This window comes from Providencia sp. JGM181, from assembly GCF_018257375.1.
In the GTDB taxonomy this organism is placed as follows: domain Bacteria; phylum Pseudomonadota; class Gammaproteobacteria; order Enterobacterales; family Enterobacteriaceae; genus Providencia; species Providencia lanzhouensis.
Genome location: NZ_JAERJY010000080.1, coordinates 1 through 15,544, shown reverse-complemented (window position 1 = coordinate 15,544; position 15,544 = coordinate 1). Strand labels below are relative to the sequence as shown.

Annotated in this window: 14 protein-coding genes; 6 read left to right on the top strand and 8 right to left on the bottom strand. The window is 44.1% G+C overall.

All coding sequences use genetic code 11. The features are described 5' to 3' along the window. The first annotated feature begins 146 nt into the window (after window positions 1-146). On the top strand, window positions 147-959 hold the full coding sequence (gene xthA / locus JK188_RS11320) for an exodeoxyribonuclease III (protein WP_036956487.1): 813 nt from the start codon (window positions 147-149) through the stop codon (window positions 957-959). A 109-nt stretch (window positions 960-1,068) separates the two neighbouring features. On the opposite strand, the gene JK188_RS11315 is transcribed toward xthA, so the two are convergent. From JK188_RS11315 to JK188_RS11305, 3 genes are read right to left on the bottom strand one after another with little or no spacing between them, the layout of a single operon-like run. Continuing rightward, on the bottom strand, window positions 1,069-3,009 hold the full coding sequence (locus JK188_RS11315) for a DNA topoisomerase III (protein ID WP_211885732.1): 1,941 nt from the start codon (window positions 3,007-3,009) through the stop codon (window positions 1,069-1,071). Window positions 3,010-3,012: 3 nt separating this feature from the next. Beyond that, entirely contained in the window at window positions 3,013-4,056 is a 1,044-nt protein-coding gene (gene selD / locus JK188_RS11310; RefSeq protein WP_211885734.1) for a selenide, water dikinase SelD, read from the bottom strand. Window positions 4,057-4,086: 30 nt separating this feature from the next. Beyond that, window positions 4,087-4,638 (bottom strand): NAD(P)H nitroreductase, encoded by a 552-nt coding sequence (locus JK188_RS11305; protein WP_211885736.1) that lies wholly within the window; start codon window positions 4,636-4,638, stop codon window positions 4,087-4,089. A 262-nt stretch (window positions 4,639-4,900) separates the two neighbouring features. Between JK188_RS11305 and sppA the strand changes: the two genes are divergently transcribed. The 3 genes from sppA (at window position 4,901) to pncA (ending at window position 8,647) form a co-directional block, all read left to right on the top strand. Further along, window positions 4,901-6,754 carry a signal peptide peptidase SppA gene (gene sppA, locus JK188_RS11300; RefSeq protein ID WP_154637566.1) on the top strand — a complete coding sequence of 618 codons (1,854 nt, stop codon included), beginning with the start codon at window positions 4,901-4,903 and terminating at the stop codon, window positions 6,752-6,754. 229 nt (window positions 6,755-6,983) lie between these two features. After that, window positions 6,984-8,003 carry an asparaginase gene (gene ansA, locus JK188_RS11295; RefSeq protein ID WP_036956478.1) on the top strand — a complete coding sequence of 340 codons (1,020 nt, stop codon included), beginning with the start codon at window positions 6,984-6,986 and terminating at the stop codon, window positions 8,001-8,003. 23 nt (window positions 8,004-8,026) lie between these two features. Further along, on the top strand, window positions 8,027-8,647 hold the full coding sequence (gene pncA / locus JK188_RS11290) for a bifunctional nicotinamidase/pyrazinamidase (protein WP_108478065.1): 621 nt from the start codon (window positions 8,027-8,029) through the stop codon (window positions 8,645-8,647). 70 nt (window positions 8,648-8,717) lie between these two features. Here the strand turns inward: pncA and JK188_RS11285 are convergent, their stop codons facing one another. Beyond that, on the bottom strand, window positions 8,718-9,008 hold the full coding sequence (locus tag JK188_RS11285) for a YeaC family protein (protein WP_211886418.1): 291 nt from the start codon (window positions 9,006-9,008) through the stop codon (window positions 8,718-8,720). A 147-nt stretch (window positions 9,009-9,155) separates the two neighbouring features. Beyond that, on the bottom strand, window positions 9,156-9,569 hold the full coding sequence (gene msrB / locus JK188_RS11280; protein ID WP_036956472.1) for a peptide-methionine (R)-S-oxide reductase MsrB: 414 nt from the start codon (window positions 9,567-9,569) through the stop codon (window positions 9,156-9,158). Between the two features lie 356 nt (window positions 9,570-9,925). Between msrB and gapA the strand changes: the two genes are divergently transcribed. Together gapA and JK188_RS11270 are read left to right on the top strand one after the other, a co-directional pair. Beyond that, a complete protein-coding gene (gapA, locus tag JK188_RS11275; RefSeq protein WP_006658762.1) occupies window positions 9,926-10,921 on the top strand; it encodes a glyceraldehyde-3-phosphate dehydrogenase in 996 nt (331 codons plus the stop codon). Window positions 10,922-11,168: 247 nt separating this feature from the next. Further along, a complete protein-coding gene (locus tag JK188_RS11270) occupies window positions 11,169-12,059 on the top strand; it encodes a D-hexose-6-phosphate mutarotase (protein WP_211885738.1) in 891 nt (296 codons plus the stop codon). A 93-nt stretch (window positions 12,060-12,152) separates the two neighbouring features. Here JK188_RS11270 and JK188_RS11265 read toward each other — a convergent pair whose 3' ends face one another. The 3 genes from JK188_RS11265 to JK188_RS11255 form a co-directional block, all read right to left on the bottom strand. After that, entirely contained in the window at window positions 12,153-12,905 is a 753-nt protein-coding gene (locus tag JK188_RS11265) for a MipA/OmpV family protein (RefSeq protein ID WP_211885740.1), read from the bottom strand. A 169-nt stretch (window positions 12,906-13,074) separates the two neighbouring features. After that, a complete protein-coding gene (gene alr, locus JK188_RS11260; protein WP_211885742.1) occupies window positions 13,075-14,139 on the bottom strand; it encodes an alanine racemase in 1,065 nt (354 codons plus the stop codon). 36 nt (window positions 14,140-14,175) lie between these two features. Continuing rightward, window positions 14,176-15,477 (bottom strand): D-amino acid dehydrogenase, encoded by a 1,302-nt coding sequence (locus tag JK188_RS11255; RefSeq protein ID WP_211885744.1) that lies wholly within the window; start codon window positions 15,475-15,477, stop codon window positions 14,176-14,178. Window positions 15,478-15,544 lie beyond the last annotated feature (67 nt).

Here is a 15,544-nt window from a genome sequence, read left to right as displayed (position 1 = left end):
GCTATAGATATATTATTATTAAAAATTAAAGTTCCCTAATAAATTATCCGCAATTATATAAACAAAAAATATTTAATAGTTACACTATTGTTAGCATCTGATAGAATCCCCTCAGTCATATTCAAAGCAATGGGTGATAAGTAACCATGAAATTTATTTCGTTCAACATTAATGGCCTAAGAGCACGTCCTCATCAACTGGAAGCGATTATTGAGAAGCACCAACCTGAAGTCATTGGGCTACAAGAAACAAAAGTCCACGATGATATGTTCCCTTACGAGGAAGTCAGTAAATTAGGCTACCATGTTTATTTTCACGGTCAAAAAGCCCACTATGGCGTAGCATTACTCCTGAAAAATGAACCACTAGCCGTTAGAAAAGGCTTTCCAACTGATGATGATGAAGCTCAGCGCCGCATCATCATGGCTGATATTCAAACCAGCGAAGGGATTCTGACAGTCGTCAATGGTTACTTCCCTCAAGGAGAAAGCCGTGACCACCCAACCAAATTCCCAGCAAAAGAAAAATTCTATCGTGATCTGCAAGATTACGTAACATCAACGCAAACCACGGATTCCCAATTGCTGATTATGGGTGACATGAACATCAGCCATACCGATTTAGACATCGGTATTGGTGAAGTTAACCGTAAGCGTTGGTTGAAAACCGGAAAATGCTCATTCTTACCTGAAGAACGTGAATGGCTGGATAAACTACTGAGCTGGGGGCTTGTTGATACTTACCGTGAGCAGCATCCAGATACCACCGATTGCTATTCATGGTTCGATTACCGCTCCAAAGGCTTTGACGATAATCGCGGTCTGCGCATTGACCTTCTGCTGGCCTCTAAGAAACTCGCCAGCCGTTGTAGCGCAACGGGTATTGATTACGACATCCGTGGTATGGAAAAACCGTCTGACCACGCACCTGTTTGGGCTGAGTTCGACCTGACGAAGTAATCCTGAGTCTCTCTTTATAGGGCATAATCATATGCCCTATGCTTTCCCCTAGATATCCTTCCTACCCAAATTACTACTTAGCGCGCTCAAGCTTAGAAATCCACTGCACCTATTCTGGCGGTGACGATTTTTTCCCTTTACTCGCACTCGCTTTTTTCGTGCCCTTCTTTGCCCCTTTATTATTGGCAACAGGTGGCAATTCACGAAATGCGCGCAAGTTTGTGTATTGACGAGCTTGCTGAATTAAGTTGATTAACGTCTGGCTCAACGGCTGCATAAAATCATCGTAACGCGTCTGTTTTTCGCTGATCTGCGTTAACCTTGACTCCCAGTGAGCCGTCATATCGGGCAAGGTCGCCATATCGGGTAAAACGTGGATCAGCGCTCGCCCAGCGGGGGAGGCGTGAATATAGCGCCCTTTTTTAAACAGAAATTGACGCTTAAACAGTAAATCAATAATCCCCGCTCGCGTCGCTTCAGTCCCTAAACCATCCGTTTCACGCAATACTTTTTTTAATGCTTTATCCTGCACAAAACGGGCGATCCCAGTCATCGCAGACAGCAGCGTTGCATCGGTGAATGGGCGAGGTGGCTGAGTTTGCCGTTCGACCACTTCCCCTTTTTCACATAAAAGCTCATCGCCTTTTTTCACGATAGGCAATGGCATGCCATCATTTTCCGCGTCACGCTCTTTCCCGCCTAACACGACTCGCCATCCTGCTTCCGCAAGAAAACGCGCTTTGGCATTAAACTTGCCGTTTTCAATGTCTAAATCGATAGTGCATTTGCGGTAAACCGCATCCGCCATAAATTGAATAATGTACTGACGAGCAATCAACTGGTAAACATTGCTTTCATTTTCAGTTAAACGCACGGAGGCTGTTTTAGCGGTCGGAATGATGGCATGGTGAGCATCCACTTTTTTATCATCCCAACACCGATTTTTCTTATCCAGTTCGGGTAATTCAAATTCAGTTAATGCGGGTTGGTGTACTGCAATCGCATTTAATACCGCATGACGCCCTGCAAAATGTTCGTCCGGCAAATACCGGCTATCCGAACGCGGGTAAGTGATAAGCTTATGGGTTTCATACAGTTTTTGACAAATATCCAGCACCTCTTGGGCACTTAAACCGTATTTTTTGGCAGCTTCAATCTGCAAAGCGGATAATGAAAATGGCAATGGTGCAATCTCGGTTTCCTGCTTATCTTGGTATTGCGTGACAATCGCCGGTTTACCTTCGATGCGAGAAACCACATGTTCCGCCAATGGACGATGAATTAAACGCCCTTCTTCATCTTGAAAATCGATGCAAGATTCACTTGGCTGCCAAATTGCCACAAAGCGCTCATCTTTAGGTGTGACAATATGTGCTTTAACTTCAAAAAAGTCTTTTGGTACAAAGTGTTCTATCTCTTCGTCGCGCCTAACCACCAACCCCAATACGGGAGTTTGTACGCGCCCAACAGAGAGAACCCCTTGGTAACCACCTCGCTGCCCTAATAAGGTATAGGCACGAGTCATATTGATTCCATACAGCCAATCTGCACGAGCGCGGGCTAATGCAGAAACGCATAGTGGGATAAATTCACGGTTTTCACGTAAACGATCAATCGCTCGCTCAACAGCTTGAGGGTTCAAGTCGTTAATTAAACAGCGCTTCACGCTTTTACGTTTTTCGGGATCAAGCTTGAAGTAATCCAGCACCTCATCCACCAGAAGTTGCCCCTCTCTATCGGGGTCTCCTGCATGGACAACGACGCTGGCTTGCTTAAGGAGTGTGTCGATAGTGTTTAATTGTTTGGTTACTGCGGAACGGGGCTTCAATTGCCACTTTTCAGGAATGATTGGCAAATCTTGTAAGTTCCAACGGGCATAACGCGGATCATAAGCATCCGGTTCAGCCTGTTCTAAAAGATGCCCAATGCACCACGTGACCATCTGGTCATCGCCACATTGAATAAAACCATCCCCTTTACGGTGAGGTTTTGGCAGTACATCCGCAATGGCCCGTGCAAGACTAGGCTTTTCCGCAATAAACAAACGCATAGATTAATCGATCACTTCAATTAAAGGCACACCGCTTTGTGCAGGTAATAAGGTACCGACAGACTGTAACAAAACACCTTGCTGCTGTGCAATCTCTTTAATTTTAGCCACTTCCGATGGTTTAATCGCGATTAGAAGCCCGCCTGACGTTTGTGGATCACACAACAATTTGCGTTGTAGGTCGCTCATTGGTCCAATTAAGTGACCGTAGCTATCAAAGTTGCGTTGAGTTCCACCCGGTACGCAGCCTGCTTCAATATATTTTTCCACATCAGCAAGTTTTGGTACTTTACTAAAGGCGATCTGAGCACGAACACCAGAACCTTCGCAGATCTCACTTAAATGCCCTAACAGACCAAAGCCCGTTACGTCCGTCATTGCCGTTACACCTTCTAGAGGAGCGACAACCGCGCCGAACTTGTTCATTTGGCACATAGTTTCCGCAGCAAGGTGCGCATGTTCTGGTGCTAATACGCCTTTTTTCTCAGCCGTAGTCAGCACGCCAATACCCAGCGGTTTGGTTAGGAACAGTTCGCAATCTGCGCACGCTGCACTGTTTTTCTTCACGTAATCTGTGTTTACGACCCCTGTCACCGCTAAACCAAAGATAGGCTCTGGTGAATCAATGGAGTGGCCGCCTGCCAGTGAAATTCCGGCATCCGCACAAGCAGCACGCCCACCTTCAATCACTTCGCGAGCCACTTCTGGTGGTAATTTTTCAATCGGCCAGCCTAGGATCGCAATTGCCATAATTGGCTTACCGCCCATCGCAAAAATATCGCTGATGGCATTCGTTGCCGCAATACGCCCGAATTCAAATGGGTTATCCACGATAGGCATAAAGAAGTCAGTGGTACTGATAATGCCGATACCATTGCCTAGATCATAAACTGCGGCATCATCTTTGGTTTCATTTCCCACTAATAAATGAGGATCATGAAATTTAGCTTGTTCAGTATGTAAAATTTGCTCTAATACTTTTGGTGCGATTTTGCATCCGCAGCCAGCACCATGGCTATATTGGGTCAATCTAATTTTTTCTGTCATTGTCTGTCTCTTTAAATATTCGCTATCTATTTAGAAATAGGACACAAAGCCTGTCATGTCAGGTTGTTGAGCTTTTGCAGGCGCTTTTAATTCTGGTGTGCCTAAATAAAGGAAACCGACGATATGGTCATTTTCTTCACAACCTAATCCTTCACGCACGATAGCATCTTCCGTCCATGAGCCTGAACGCCAAATACCGCCAAAGCCTTGTGCTAAAGCGGCCATTTGCATCGCTTGTACGGTACAGCTTGCGGCAACGATTTGTTCCCACTGTGGCACTTTGGGATGATCTTTCACTTTCGCAATCACAGTAATGATGAGCGGCGCACGAAATGGTGCATTACGCGCTTTTTCTTCAACTTCCGTGCCTAGCTTGCCTTCTACGGCTGCTTTTTCAAGTAGTTGGCTAAAGCGAGCGATACCTTCTCCTTGCATAACAACAAAGTGCCATGGCTTTAACGCTCCGTGGTCTGGCGCTCTCATTCCTGCTGCAAGAATATTGTCGAGTTGTTCGCCTTGTGGCGCGGGAGTGGTTAAGCGTGAAGCTGAACGGCGGTTCAACAAAAGGGTTAATGCATCCATATTGATCTCCGATTAAGAGTAAGCTGATGTAGTGCTCAGCAAAATAGAAATACTATCGGGCTATTGTACAACGCCCACAATGGTTTTGTTATGAATAATCCTGTATTACATTATTTGGTATCTGTCATCGTTTGATACTGTATAGGATTAAATCTATTGATTAATCTATCTATTAATCATCTGTCAAATAGATGATATTCTAAATCATTCGCGCGTCATCTTATGCCGCCATCTTGATTGATATCCTCACACTGGAGAAAAAATGCGACAACTCTGGGATATTTTCGCCACTGTTTTTAAGTTTAGCTGGCGAGTCATTAATTTCATTCGACAATTTGTTTTCAACGCAATTTTCTTCGTGTTGTTATTTTTAGTGATCGGCGGTTATTTTCTCTTGCAATCCGACAACGAACCAGAAAAAAACTATTTTGGTGCACTGGTTGTTGATCTACAAGGGATTGTTGTTGACCAAGTCTCTTCCCCAGATCCTTTCGGACGTATGAGCCGCGAATTACTTGGTACCTCCAATAACTTAATGCAAGAAAACTCGCTATTCGATATCGTCGATACCATTCGTACCGCCGCTGACGATGACCGCATTACAGGTCTAATACTACGTTTAGATAATCTGGTTGGCGCGGATCAACCCTCCATGGCATACATCGGTAAAGCGATTGAAGAGTTTAAAGCCTCTGGGAAATCAGTCTATGCCATGGGCGATAGCTATACACAAGCTCAATATTATTTAGCGAGCTTTGCAGATGAAATTTATCTTGCACCGCATGGCGCCGTGGGTATTTACGGTTTCTCAACGGATACCCTGTATTACAAATCGTTATTAGAAAAACTCAAGGTAAGCACCCATATTTTCCGCGTTGGTACCTACAAATCTGCGGTTGAACCGATGATGCGTGATAATATGTCACCTGAAGCCCGTGAAGCTAACCTGCTTTGGTTAAATACCTTGTGGGATAACTATTTAGGCTCTATCGCAGAGAATCGCCAATCTAAAGCAGAGCAAATCTTCCCGGGAGCGGATAAACTCATTGCACAACTTCGCGCAGCCAAAGGTGATACTGCGCAATATGCTTTACAGCAAAAATTAGTGGATAAGATCTACACCCGCGAACAAGCCGAAAATGTGTTCTCTAATCAGTTTGGTTGGAATAAAGAAGATAAAACATTCAATGGCATTAGCATCTATGATTACTCCACTAAAATTGCCGATACCAGCAACAGCGACGGCAATATTGCAGTCATCGTAGTACAAGGTGCCATCATGGATGGTCCGCAAACTCCCGGTATTGCTGGTGGCGAAACCCTAGCAGCTCAAATCCGTGATGCCCGTTTAAATGAAAACATTAAAGCCATCGTATTACGTGTTAATAGCCCTGGAGGAAGTGTCAGCGCTTCTGACCTGATCCGCAGTGAATTAGCCGCAGCCCGCGCAGCGAAGAAACCTGTCGTCGTATCAATGGGTGGCATGGCCGCATCAGGCGGTTACTGGATCTCAACACCAGCTGACTACATAATTGCAAGCCCAAGCACCTTAACAGGTTCTATCGGTATCTTCGGTGTGATCAATACCTTTGAAAACTCATTAGAGTCCATTGGCGTTTATACTGACGGTGTTTCGACTTCACCATTAGCGGGCGTTTCTGTCACTAAGGGGATCAGTCCTCAATTTTCCGATATGATGCAAATCACCATCGAAAATGGCTACCAAACCTTTATTGGCTTAGTCGCTCAATCTCGCCATAAAACACCGGAAGAAATCGATAAGATTGCCCAAGGTCGTGTTTGGATTGGTAAGGATGCGCTGAAGATTGGTTTAGTTGATGAACTTGGTGATTTCGATGATGCCGTCGCAAAAGCCGCCGAATTAGCGAAAGTAAAATCTGTCGAGCTGGATTGGATGCAACCTGAACTTTCCTTTATGGATCAGTTGATCCTTGAACTGACTAGCAACGTTCAAGTCATGATGCCTGATGCATTGCAAACATTCCTACCGCCAGCAGTCGCTACTGATATTCGCCGCCAAGCTCAGTTTTTCTTAAAAATGAACGATCCACAAAATCGTTACGCATTTTGCTTAAACTGCGCAGAAATTAACTAATTATTCATTTCCACCCATGGCTCCCCTCTTAAAGCAACCGTAGGGGGGCTGCCATTACACGGTGAATGACGCTAGCGTAAACTGAAGTTTCCATCACAACAATCTGCAATATCTTGTTTTATCCATAGATTATCTCCAGTAAATAAGCCAAAATCCTTATAATCCAAATTATTCACACACTGAATTTCTTATTCATACAGAACTTCGTCTGTCATCGTTAGGTAACAAAATGCAGAAGAAATCGATTTATGTCGTTTATACGGGTGGCACCATCGGCATGCGCCATTCTCCTCAAGGCTATATTCCTGTTTCTGGTCACCTACAGGCACAATTAGCCCAAATGCCTGAGTTTCATCGCCCTGAAATGCCAACATTTACGATTCGTGAACACCAGCCATTAATCGACTCTTCGGACATTACACCGGAAGATTGGCAAAATATCGCCGATGACATCAGTGAAAATTACGATAAATATGATGGTTTTGTGATCCTACATGGCACTGATACCATGGCATTTACCGCTTCTGCGCTCTCCTTTATGTTTGAAAACTTGAAGAAGCCCATTATTGTGACAGGGTCACAAATCCCGCTGGAAGCCCTACGTTCCGACGGGCAAACCAACCTGCTTAATGCGCTTTATTTAGCGGCAAACTACCCGATCAACGAAGTGGGTTTATTCTTCAATAACAAACTGTATCGCGGTAACCGCACAGTAAAAGCGCATGCTGATGGTTTCGAAGCGTTCACTTCGCCAAACTGCTCTCCACTGATGGAAGCCGGTATTCATATCCGTACATTCAATGCCTGCCCTGCACCGATTGGCATTGGGGAATTAAAAACTCATCGCATTACCCCGCAACCTATTGGAGTTGTCACGCTCTACCCTGGATTATCCATTGAAATCGTAAGAAATATTCTTCAACAACCGGTTAAAGCGCTAATCTTGCGCTCTTACGGTGTCGGTAATGCTCCTCAGCAACCCGAGCTTTTACGCATCCTTCGTGAAGCAACTTCTCGCGGCATTATTGTCGTCAACCTCACCCAATGTATTTCTGGGCGTGTAAATATGGAAGGTTACGCCACAGGACATGCATTAGCAGAATCTGGAGTGATCAGTGGTTTTGATATGACTTTTGAAGCCGCATTGAGTAAATTACATTACTTACTAAGCCAAGATTATACCTCTGAGCTTATTCGCGAATTAATGCAAAATAACCTGCGTGGTGAATTAAGCTACGCTGATGAATAAGCTATAACTTACTGAGAAGAAAGATGAAATCAGCATTACTGTTAGTAGACTTACAAAATGATTTTTGTACTGGTGGTGCTCTCGCTGTAAAACAAAGCGAACAGGTTATTGAAACCGCTAACCAAGTTATTGAGCAATGCCAAAAACAGGGTATCACGGTGATCGCCAGCCAAGATTGGCATCCAGAAAACCATCTCAGTTTTGCCGTGAACTCTGGCCAGCCTATTGGTGCCCTTGGTGAACTTAATGGATTGCCACAGGTTTGGTGGCCAGTTCACTGCGTGCAAGGCTCCCATGGTGCTGATTTTCATCCAGAGCTTAATCACCAAGCTATTCAAAAGGTATTTACTAAAGGTGAAAATCCGCAAGTCGATAGCTACAGTGCCTTTTTTGATAATGACAGAGTCAGTCAAACAGAGCTGCATACATGGCTTCAGCAACAACAAATCAGCCATTTAATGATTATGGGCATTGCGACGGACTATTGTGTGAAATTTACTGTACTGGACGCACTGAGGCTGGGCTATCGTGTTGATGTGCTAACGGATGGGTGCCGTGGCGTTAATTTAGCCCCTGAAGATAGCCAGAAGGCTTTAGCGGAAATGCAGAGTGCGGGGGCTAGTCTAATCACATCATCCCGCTAGAATGCTGTAGTAACTAGCCATGATATAGGTTTGAAATTCGCCCCGTTAGCTGACGGGGCGAGATACTGACTTAGTCGTTATCCTGCGGTTTCAATGTCGCAAGTCTATTCCCTTGGAAAAGCGCTTTTAACTCTTGCTTGCTCTTCATGGTAATTTGACCGTCAGTACCGACCGTCATGTGTTCCGCATCATGGTTATGGCGTGACTGCCATAGCATCACCATCTGCAAAGTATTTTCTTTCTGCTCTGGCGTTAATGCCACACCATCTGGCCATTTACCTAACTCCACTGCAGTCACTAAACGCTGGTAAATTTCAGGGGTCATGACAGACAGCAATTGATCTATTTGTTGTGCATCCATTTCTACGCTCACGTTACGCCTCATCACATCAATCTAGTGGCAATCTCGATAATTATTCTTGCGGTGTTATATCTATAGTGTATTTTGAATAACTAGCTGAATCGTTATTGCCAAATGTATTTTGACACTTCAGCAAGCTTCAGCACGTTATCCTAGGGTCTTTTCACCCGTTTGGTCATCCGTAAAACTTAGCGATGCTGAATTTATGCAGTAACGCTGTCCTGTTGGTTGTGGGCCATCAGGAAATACATGCCCAAGATGCGCATTGCAATTACCACAACGCACTTCTATTCGATGCATACCGTGAGAAAAATCTTCGATAAATTTTATCAAACTTTCATCAATCGGTTGAAAGAAACTCGGCCATCCGCAGCCTGCATCAAATTTGGTCTCAGAAAGGAATAAAGGGGTTCCACAACAGAGGCATTCATACACGCCATCTTTACGGTTATGCAATAATTGGCCGCTAAACGGGGGCTCTGTGCCAGCGTGTTGTGTAACATGCAGCTGGACTTGGTTAAGCTTTGATAAATCAATAGCTTGCTTATCTTTATTCGACATTGATTACCTACTTTTTTTCAAAAAGATGCGCATTAAAACGATTTTGCATCCATTTCAAGCAACAAAAACTTAACAACGCTCAGTGGAAAACTATTCTAGACTATTAAGGTTAGAACTTTACGGTTTGATTTGTGATGAGCCTCACATATATCACTGATGGATGGTTTCATTATGCTGAACAATCCCGATAATACGTGCGGCTGTATTTGCTGCTGAAGTGACTGACAAATATGCAGATAGTGGTATCAGAATTGATTTTTTTCAATAATTGACACGATTCCGCTTGACGGCTGGCAAGGTTTTGGTAACTTTAAGTACATCTTAATTCACGAAATAAAATAGCTGGTGGAAATACTATGACTATCAAAGTAGGTATTAATGGTTTTGGTCGTATCGGCCGTATCGTTTTCCGTGCTGCACAAGAGCGTTCTGACATCGAAATCGTTGCTATCAACGACCTGCTCGATGCAGAGTACATGGCATACATGTTGAAATACGACTCAACTCACGGTCGTTTCAACGGTACTGTTGAAGTTAAAGATGGTCACTTAGTTGTTAACGGTAAAAAAATCCGTGTTACAGCAGAGAAAGATCCTGCAAACCTGAAATGGAACGAAGTCGGTGTTGATGTTGTTGCTGAAGCAACTGGTATCTTCCTGACTGACGAGACTGCTCGTAAACACATCCAAGCAGGCGCGAAGAAAGTTGTGTTAACTGGTCCTTCTAAAGATGACACTCCAATGTTTGTTATGGGCGTTAACCACAAAGCTTACGCAGGTCAAGAAATCGTTTCTAACGCATCTTGCACAACTAACTGCTTAGCTCCACTGGCTAAAGTTATCAACGACAAATTTGGTATCGTTGAAGGTCTGATGACAACTGTTCACGCAACCACAGCAACTCAAAAAACTGTTGATGGTCCATCTCACAAAGACTGGCGTGGTGGTCGTGGTGCTTCTCAGAACATCATCCCATCTTCAACTGGTGCTGCTAAAGCTGTAGGTAAAGTTATTCCTGAGCTGAACGGTAAACTGACTGGTATGTCTTTCCGTGTTCCAACTCCTAACGTTTCTGTTGTTGACCTGACTGCACGTCTGGCAAAACCAGCAACTTACGCACAAATCTGTGACGCTATCAAAGAAGCAGCAGAAGGCGAGCTGAAAGGCGTTCTGGGTTACACTGAAGACGACGTTGTATCTACCGATTTCAACGGCGAAAAACTGACTTCAGTATTTGATGCTAAAGCAGGTATCGCTCTGAACGACAACTTTGTGAAACTGGTTTCTTGGTATGATAACGAAACTGGCTACTCTAACAAAGTTCTAGACCTGATCGCTCACATCTCTAAATAAGAGTTGTTAAGTAATCAGTGTGACTGAGCCGCCTTTTGGCGGCTCTTTTGTATCTTTCATACATTCAAAATTAAAGCTCAGCTCAATATACTCCAAGCTGCGTCCCCCACTCCATTCAATGCCACTTGCAGTATCGTGAGTTTGTTATATTGTTATTTCTAGTTACTGCCCTATTTATAGGCGCTGTTCTATTTATAGTCGCTGATTTAGGTCGTGATGATGGACCAACAACCACAGGCGCAAGACAATGCATGATAAAATTTTTGCTTTACCTGTTATCAAACAAATTTCCCCTTACATTACCCAACGTCAACTTGGGGATTTACCACTGATCGTCATTTCGCATCCAAAAGTGCGTGGTGCTGTGAGCTTACAAGGTGCCCACTTAATTGACTGGCAACCCGCAGGTCAAAAACCCTGTCTTTGGCTAAGCCCTGAAAGTGCATTTAAAGAAGGGGTTGCCATTCGTGGTGGTATTCCTATTTGCTGGCCATGGTTTGGTCCTGTAAACAGCCCTAGTCACGGATTTGCCCGTATCTTACCTTGGCAATTTACAGCTCATAATGAACATGATTGTGGCGTGATCCTCACCTTTACCCTGACGGACAACGAATACACCCGCAAACTCTGGCCACATGAGTTCACGCTGATTTTACGAATGAAGCTCGGGGAAACCTGCGAGCTTGAATTAGAAAGTTACGGTGACTTCGAGGCTACTGCCGCATTACACAGCTATTTCAATATCAGTGATATCCAGAAAGCCACCGTTTATGGTCTTGGTGGACATTACATTGATAAAGTGGCTGACAGAGAAGCTTATATTTCAGAGCCGCTGAAATTTAATAAGCACACTGACCACATATACACCGAGCCAGAAGAATACAGCTTGCTACGTGATGATGGCTGGAATCGCACCATTGAGTTACATCATTATCATCACAGTGATGTGGTGTGCTGGAACCCTTGGGCAGAATTATCGTGCAGCATGCAAGATATGCCTAATAATGGTTACAAACAGATGGTTTGTGTGGAAACGGCTCGTATTCATATGCCAATGAAATCTGAAGCGCAAAGCCCTTCTCGCCTTTCTCTCGTGATGGTATGTCGCGAAAATAAACCGCAGCCACAGCAAGAATAACCAAGCGAAAAATAAGCGTAAGAATAAATGCAAAATAAAACCCCAAAACAGCCTAGCCATTTTGGGGTTTTTTATTCTATTCCAGAATATGAATTAGAAGGTGTAAGTCACACCGCTCCACATAATCGCTGAATAAGATTTATTGACCATTGGGCTGTCTTTTACTTCGCTAGACAGTTTATCAACACGACCTAGCGCAAACAGAGACCAGCTGTCTGTCATTTTATAATTAGCTGACAGCTCCACATACGGTGTCCAGCTTGAGTTTGGTTCATAACGCTTTAATCCGCTGTTGGCAGATTCTTTGGATGTCACACCGAACTCATAACGATTCAGTTTCGCGCTATCCCACTTGATACCTACACCTGGCGTTAAAGACCAGTTATCACCTTTAAATGCATACAGGTAAGCTGCTTCTGCACGCATCCCTTCGCTTTCCCATAACATGTCGAGAGAGCCATTGAAACGCAATGTACCCCAGTCAGCATTATGACGGTAAGTAAAGCCACCCATCACAGTATCGCGACGACGATCCAGCTTACGCATGTCAGCATCATCATTATCTTTTGGTTTAAAGAAATGTGGGTAGTAGTATGCATCTAAAGACAACTGGTCAACTTTATCATTCCAGAGGTAATAACCTACAGCTAAAGTACGGAAGTAAAAATTTTCACTTTCATAATTTACAACGGGAACAGGCGAAATATAGTCGCTCGTTTTGATGCCTTTATACGGTGTTGCTTGCGCTAATACAGAACCTCCAACAGACCAAGTTCCAGCAAACGCAGCACTTGAAACCGCACTTAACGCAATGGCAAGTGTGGTCATTTTGATTGTTTTAGACATTTTAAATTAAACCCAAATTATTCAGATGAAGTTAACAATAAACAATGAATAACGTGGGAAATTTCACCCACGTTAATGAGATGCTTCACATTTAAAGCTAAATTACTTTGATTGTCTATCTTTCTCAATCAAGAATATAAGCCAAGTGAATGAATAAGGGCCTTTTTCATTAAAAATCAATAGGTACGCGACGTCCTAATGCACATAATAATTCGTAACCGATTGTGCCTGCCGATTGTGCCACATCATCAACAGGTAAGTTTTCGCCCCACAGCTCTACTTGAGAGCCAATAGCCGCGTCAGGACAATCGCTAATATCGATCGTTAGCATATCCATGGAAACCGCACCTAACAACGCACAACGCTGCCCCTGACACCAAACAGGCGTTCCAGTTGGCGCATGACGAGGGTACCCATCCGCATAACCACAGGCGACCGTCGCGATACGCATCGGTTTTTCTGACGTAAATTTGCTACCGTAACCAATGGATTGACCCGCTTCAATATCATGGACTGCAATAATTTCCGATTGCAGCGTCATCACCGCTTTTAAACCATATTCAGCAATATCGCCCCATTTGCCACTCGGAGATGCGCCATACAGCACAATTCCAGCCCGAACCCAATCATAATGGGTGTTTTTATGCCATAAAACTGCCCCCGAATTCGCAATGCAGATCGGCAGTGATAGCTTTGAAAATTGCTGAATTTTCGCTAACGGCGCTTGAGTTCCTTCAACCAAATCTGAATTTGCAAAATGGCTCATTAGCGTCACATCAGCAACATTTTCCATTTGGCTCAGTTGAGACACAATATCCGCATACTCATCTACCGAAAAACCTAGGCGATTCATCCCGCTATTGAGCTTAATATACACAGAAATAGGTTTGCTCAGTGAAGCTTGTTCAATGGCGGCTAACTGCCAGCGGCTGTGTATGCTGGTTGTTAACTGATACTGGTCAATAACAGCCAGATCCTCCGCTTGGAAGAACCCCTCCAATAATAGAATGGGTCCCTTCCACCCTTCATTTCGCAATAAAATGGCTTCATGGAGATCTAAAACAGCAAAACCATCAGAGTCTTTTAGCCCACGCCAAATTCGTTTAATACCATGACCATAACCATCCGCTTTCATGACTGACCAGACCTTCGCTTGGCCGATTTTCTGGCGGATCACCGCTAAATTGTGTTCTAAATTATGTTGATGAATGACAGCACGAATTGGGCGTGGCATTGCGATTCCTTATTATTGATATTTTACGTCGCTCAATTAACGCGCAGGCGATAAATGACCAGTATTGACTAATTTTGTGTTAAAACCATCGGTATATCTAAATACCGATAAATCATCCGCCGCAATATCTGGCGTATTCCCTGAAATTAAGTCAGCCAACAATTTGCCAGAGCCGCAAGCCATTGTCCAACCTAAGGTTCCATGTCCCGTATTCAAATATAAATTGCTAAATTCTGTCGGTCCGACAATCGGGGTGCCGTCCGGTGTCATTGGACGCAGTCCTGTCCAAAATTGCGCTTGGCTAATATCTCCACCACCTTGATAGAGATCTTGCACCACCATTTTCAGGGTTTCACAGCGTTTTTTCAGTACATCAAGATTAAAACCAACCACTTCCGCCATTCCCCCGACGCGAATACGCTGATCAAAGCGTGTTACTGCAATTTTGTAGGTTTCGTCCAGCACTGTAGAAACAGGGGCGCGTGATTCATCGATGATTGGCATCGTCAATGAGTAGCCTTTCAGAGGGTAAACTGGAATTTTCACCAATTGCTGCAATATCTGAGTGGAATATGACCCCATTGCAACGACATACTGATCCGCCAGCAAAATCTCGCCGTCGACCTTAATGCCGCTAATGCGCTTGCCATCCGTCAAAATTTGTTCCACATGACAACCAAAACGGAATGTTACCCCAGCTTGCTCCGCCATTTTTGCCAGTTTTTTAGTAAATTGCTGGCAATCACCCGTTTCATCATTGGGTAAGCGCAGCCCCCCTGTCAGCTTATGTTTTACAAAAGCCAATGCAGGTTCAGCCGTAATGAGCTGTTCTGAGGTCAGTAATTCGTATGGCACACCTTCTTGCTGTAAAACCGCAATATCATTGGCTGCATTATCAAACTGTTTTGCGGTTCTAAACAATTGTAACGTACCGCCTTGGCGCCCTTCATAGCCAATCCCTGTATCTGCTCTAAGTTGGCGAATACAATCACGGCTATATTCTGCAATTCGCACCATACGGCTTTTGTTCATGGTGTAGTGCTGCATGTCGCAGTTTTTCAGCATTTGCCACATCCAGCGTAATTGGAATAGGCTACCATCGGGTTTGATCGCTAAAGGAGCATGTTTTTCAAACATCCATTTTACGGCTTTAAGAGGGATCCCCGGCGCACCCCACGGGGTTGCATACCCTGGAGATATTTGCCCAGCATTACCTGCACTGGTTTCTTCAGCCACATCAAGCTGTCTATCAATGACGCAAACTTCATGCCCTTCTTGCGCTAGATACCACGCAGTGGTAACACCAATAACGCCAGCACCTAAAACGAGAACTTTCATAGAACCCCTCAAGAGAACAAAATGGAATTACTGTTAGCATAATATTCTAGTTTTTATTTTCCAATAC

Bases quoted from the DNA above. Each gene is read 5' to 3' on its own strand.
- xthA (WP_036956487.1), top strand. From the start codon at position 147: ATGAAATTTATTTCGTTCAACATTAATGGCCTAAGAGCACGTCCTCAT.
- JK188_RS11315 (WP_211885732.1), bottom strand. From the start codon at position 3,009: ATGCGTTTGTTTATTGCGGAAAAGCCTAGTCTTGCACGGGCCATTGCG.
- selD (WP_211885734.1), bottom strand. From the start codon at position 4,056: ATGACAGAAAAAATTAGATTGACCCAATATAGCCATGGTGCTGGCTGC.
- JK188_RS11305 (WP_211885736.1), bottom strand. From the start codon at position 4,638: ATGGATGCATTAACCCTTTTGTTGAACCGCCGTTCAGCTTCACGCTTA.
- sppA (WP_154637566.1), top strand. From the start codon at position 4,901: ATGCGACAACTCTGGGATATTTTCGCCACTGTTTTTAAGTTTAGCTGG.
- ansA (WP_036956478.1), top strand. From the start codon at position 6,984: ATGCAGAAGAAATCGATTTATGTCGTTTATACGGGTGGCACCATCGGC.
- pncA (WP_108478065.1), top strand. From the start codon at position 8,027: ATGAAATCAGCATTACTGTTAGTAGACTTACAAAATGATTTTTGTACT.
- JK188_RS11285 (WP_211886418.1), bottom strand. From the start codon at position 9,008: ATGGATGCACAACAAATAGATCAATTGCTGTCTGTCATGACCCCTGAA.
- msrB (WP_036956472.1), bottom strand. From the start codon at position 9,569: ATGTCGAATAAAGATAAGCAAGCTATTGATTTATCAAAGCTTAACCAA.
- gapA (WP_006658762.1), top strand. From the start codon at position 9,926: ATGACTATCAAAGTAGGTATTAATGGTTTTGGTCGTATCGGCCGTATC.
- JK188_RS11270 (WP_211885738.1), top strand. From the start codon at position 11,169: ATGCATGATAAAATTTTTGCTTTACCTGTTATCAAACAAATTTCCCCT.
- JK188_RS11265 (WP_211885740.1), bottom strand. From the start codon at position 12,905: ATGTCTAAAACAATCAAAATGACCACACTTGCCATTGCGTTAAGTGCG.
- alr (WP_211885742.1), bottom strand. From the start codon at position 14,139: ATGCCACGCCCAATTCGTGCTGTCATTCATCAACATAATTTAGAACAC.
- JK188_RS11255 (WP_211885744.1), bottom strand. From the start codon at position 15,477: ATGAAAGTTCTCGTTTTAGGTGCTGGCGTTATTGGTGTTACCACTGCG.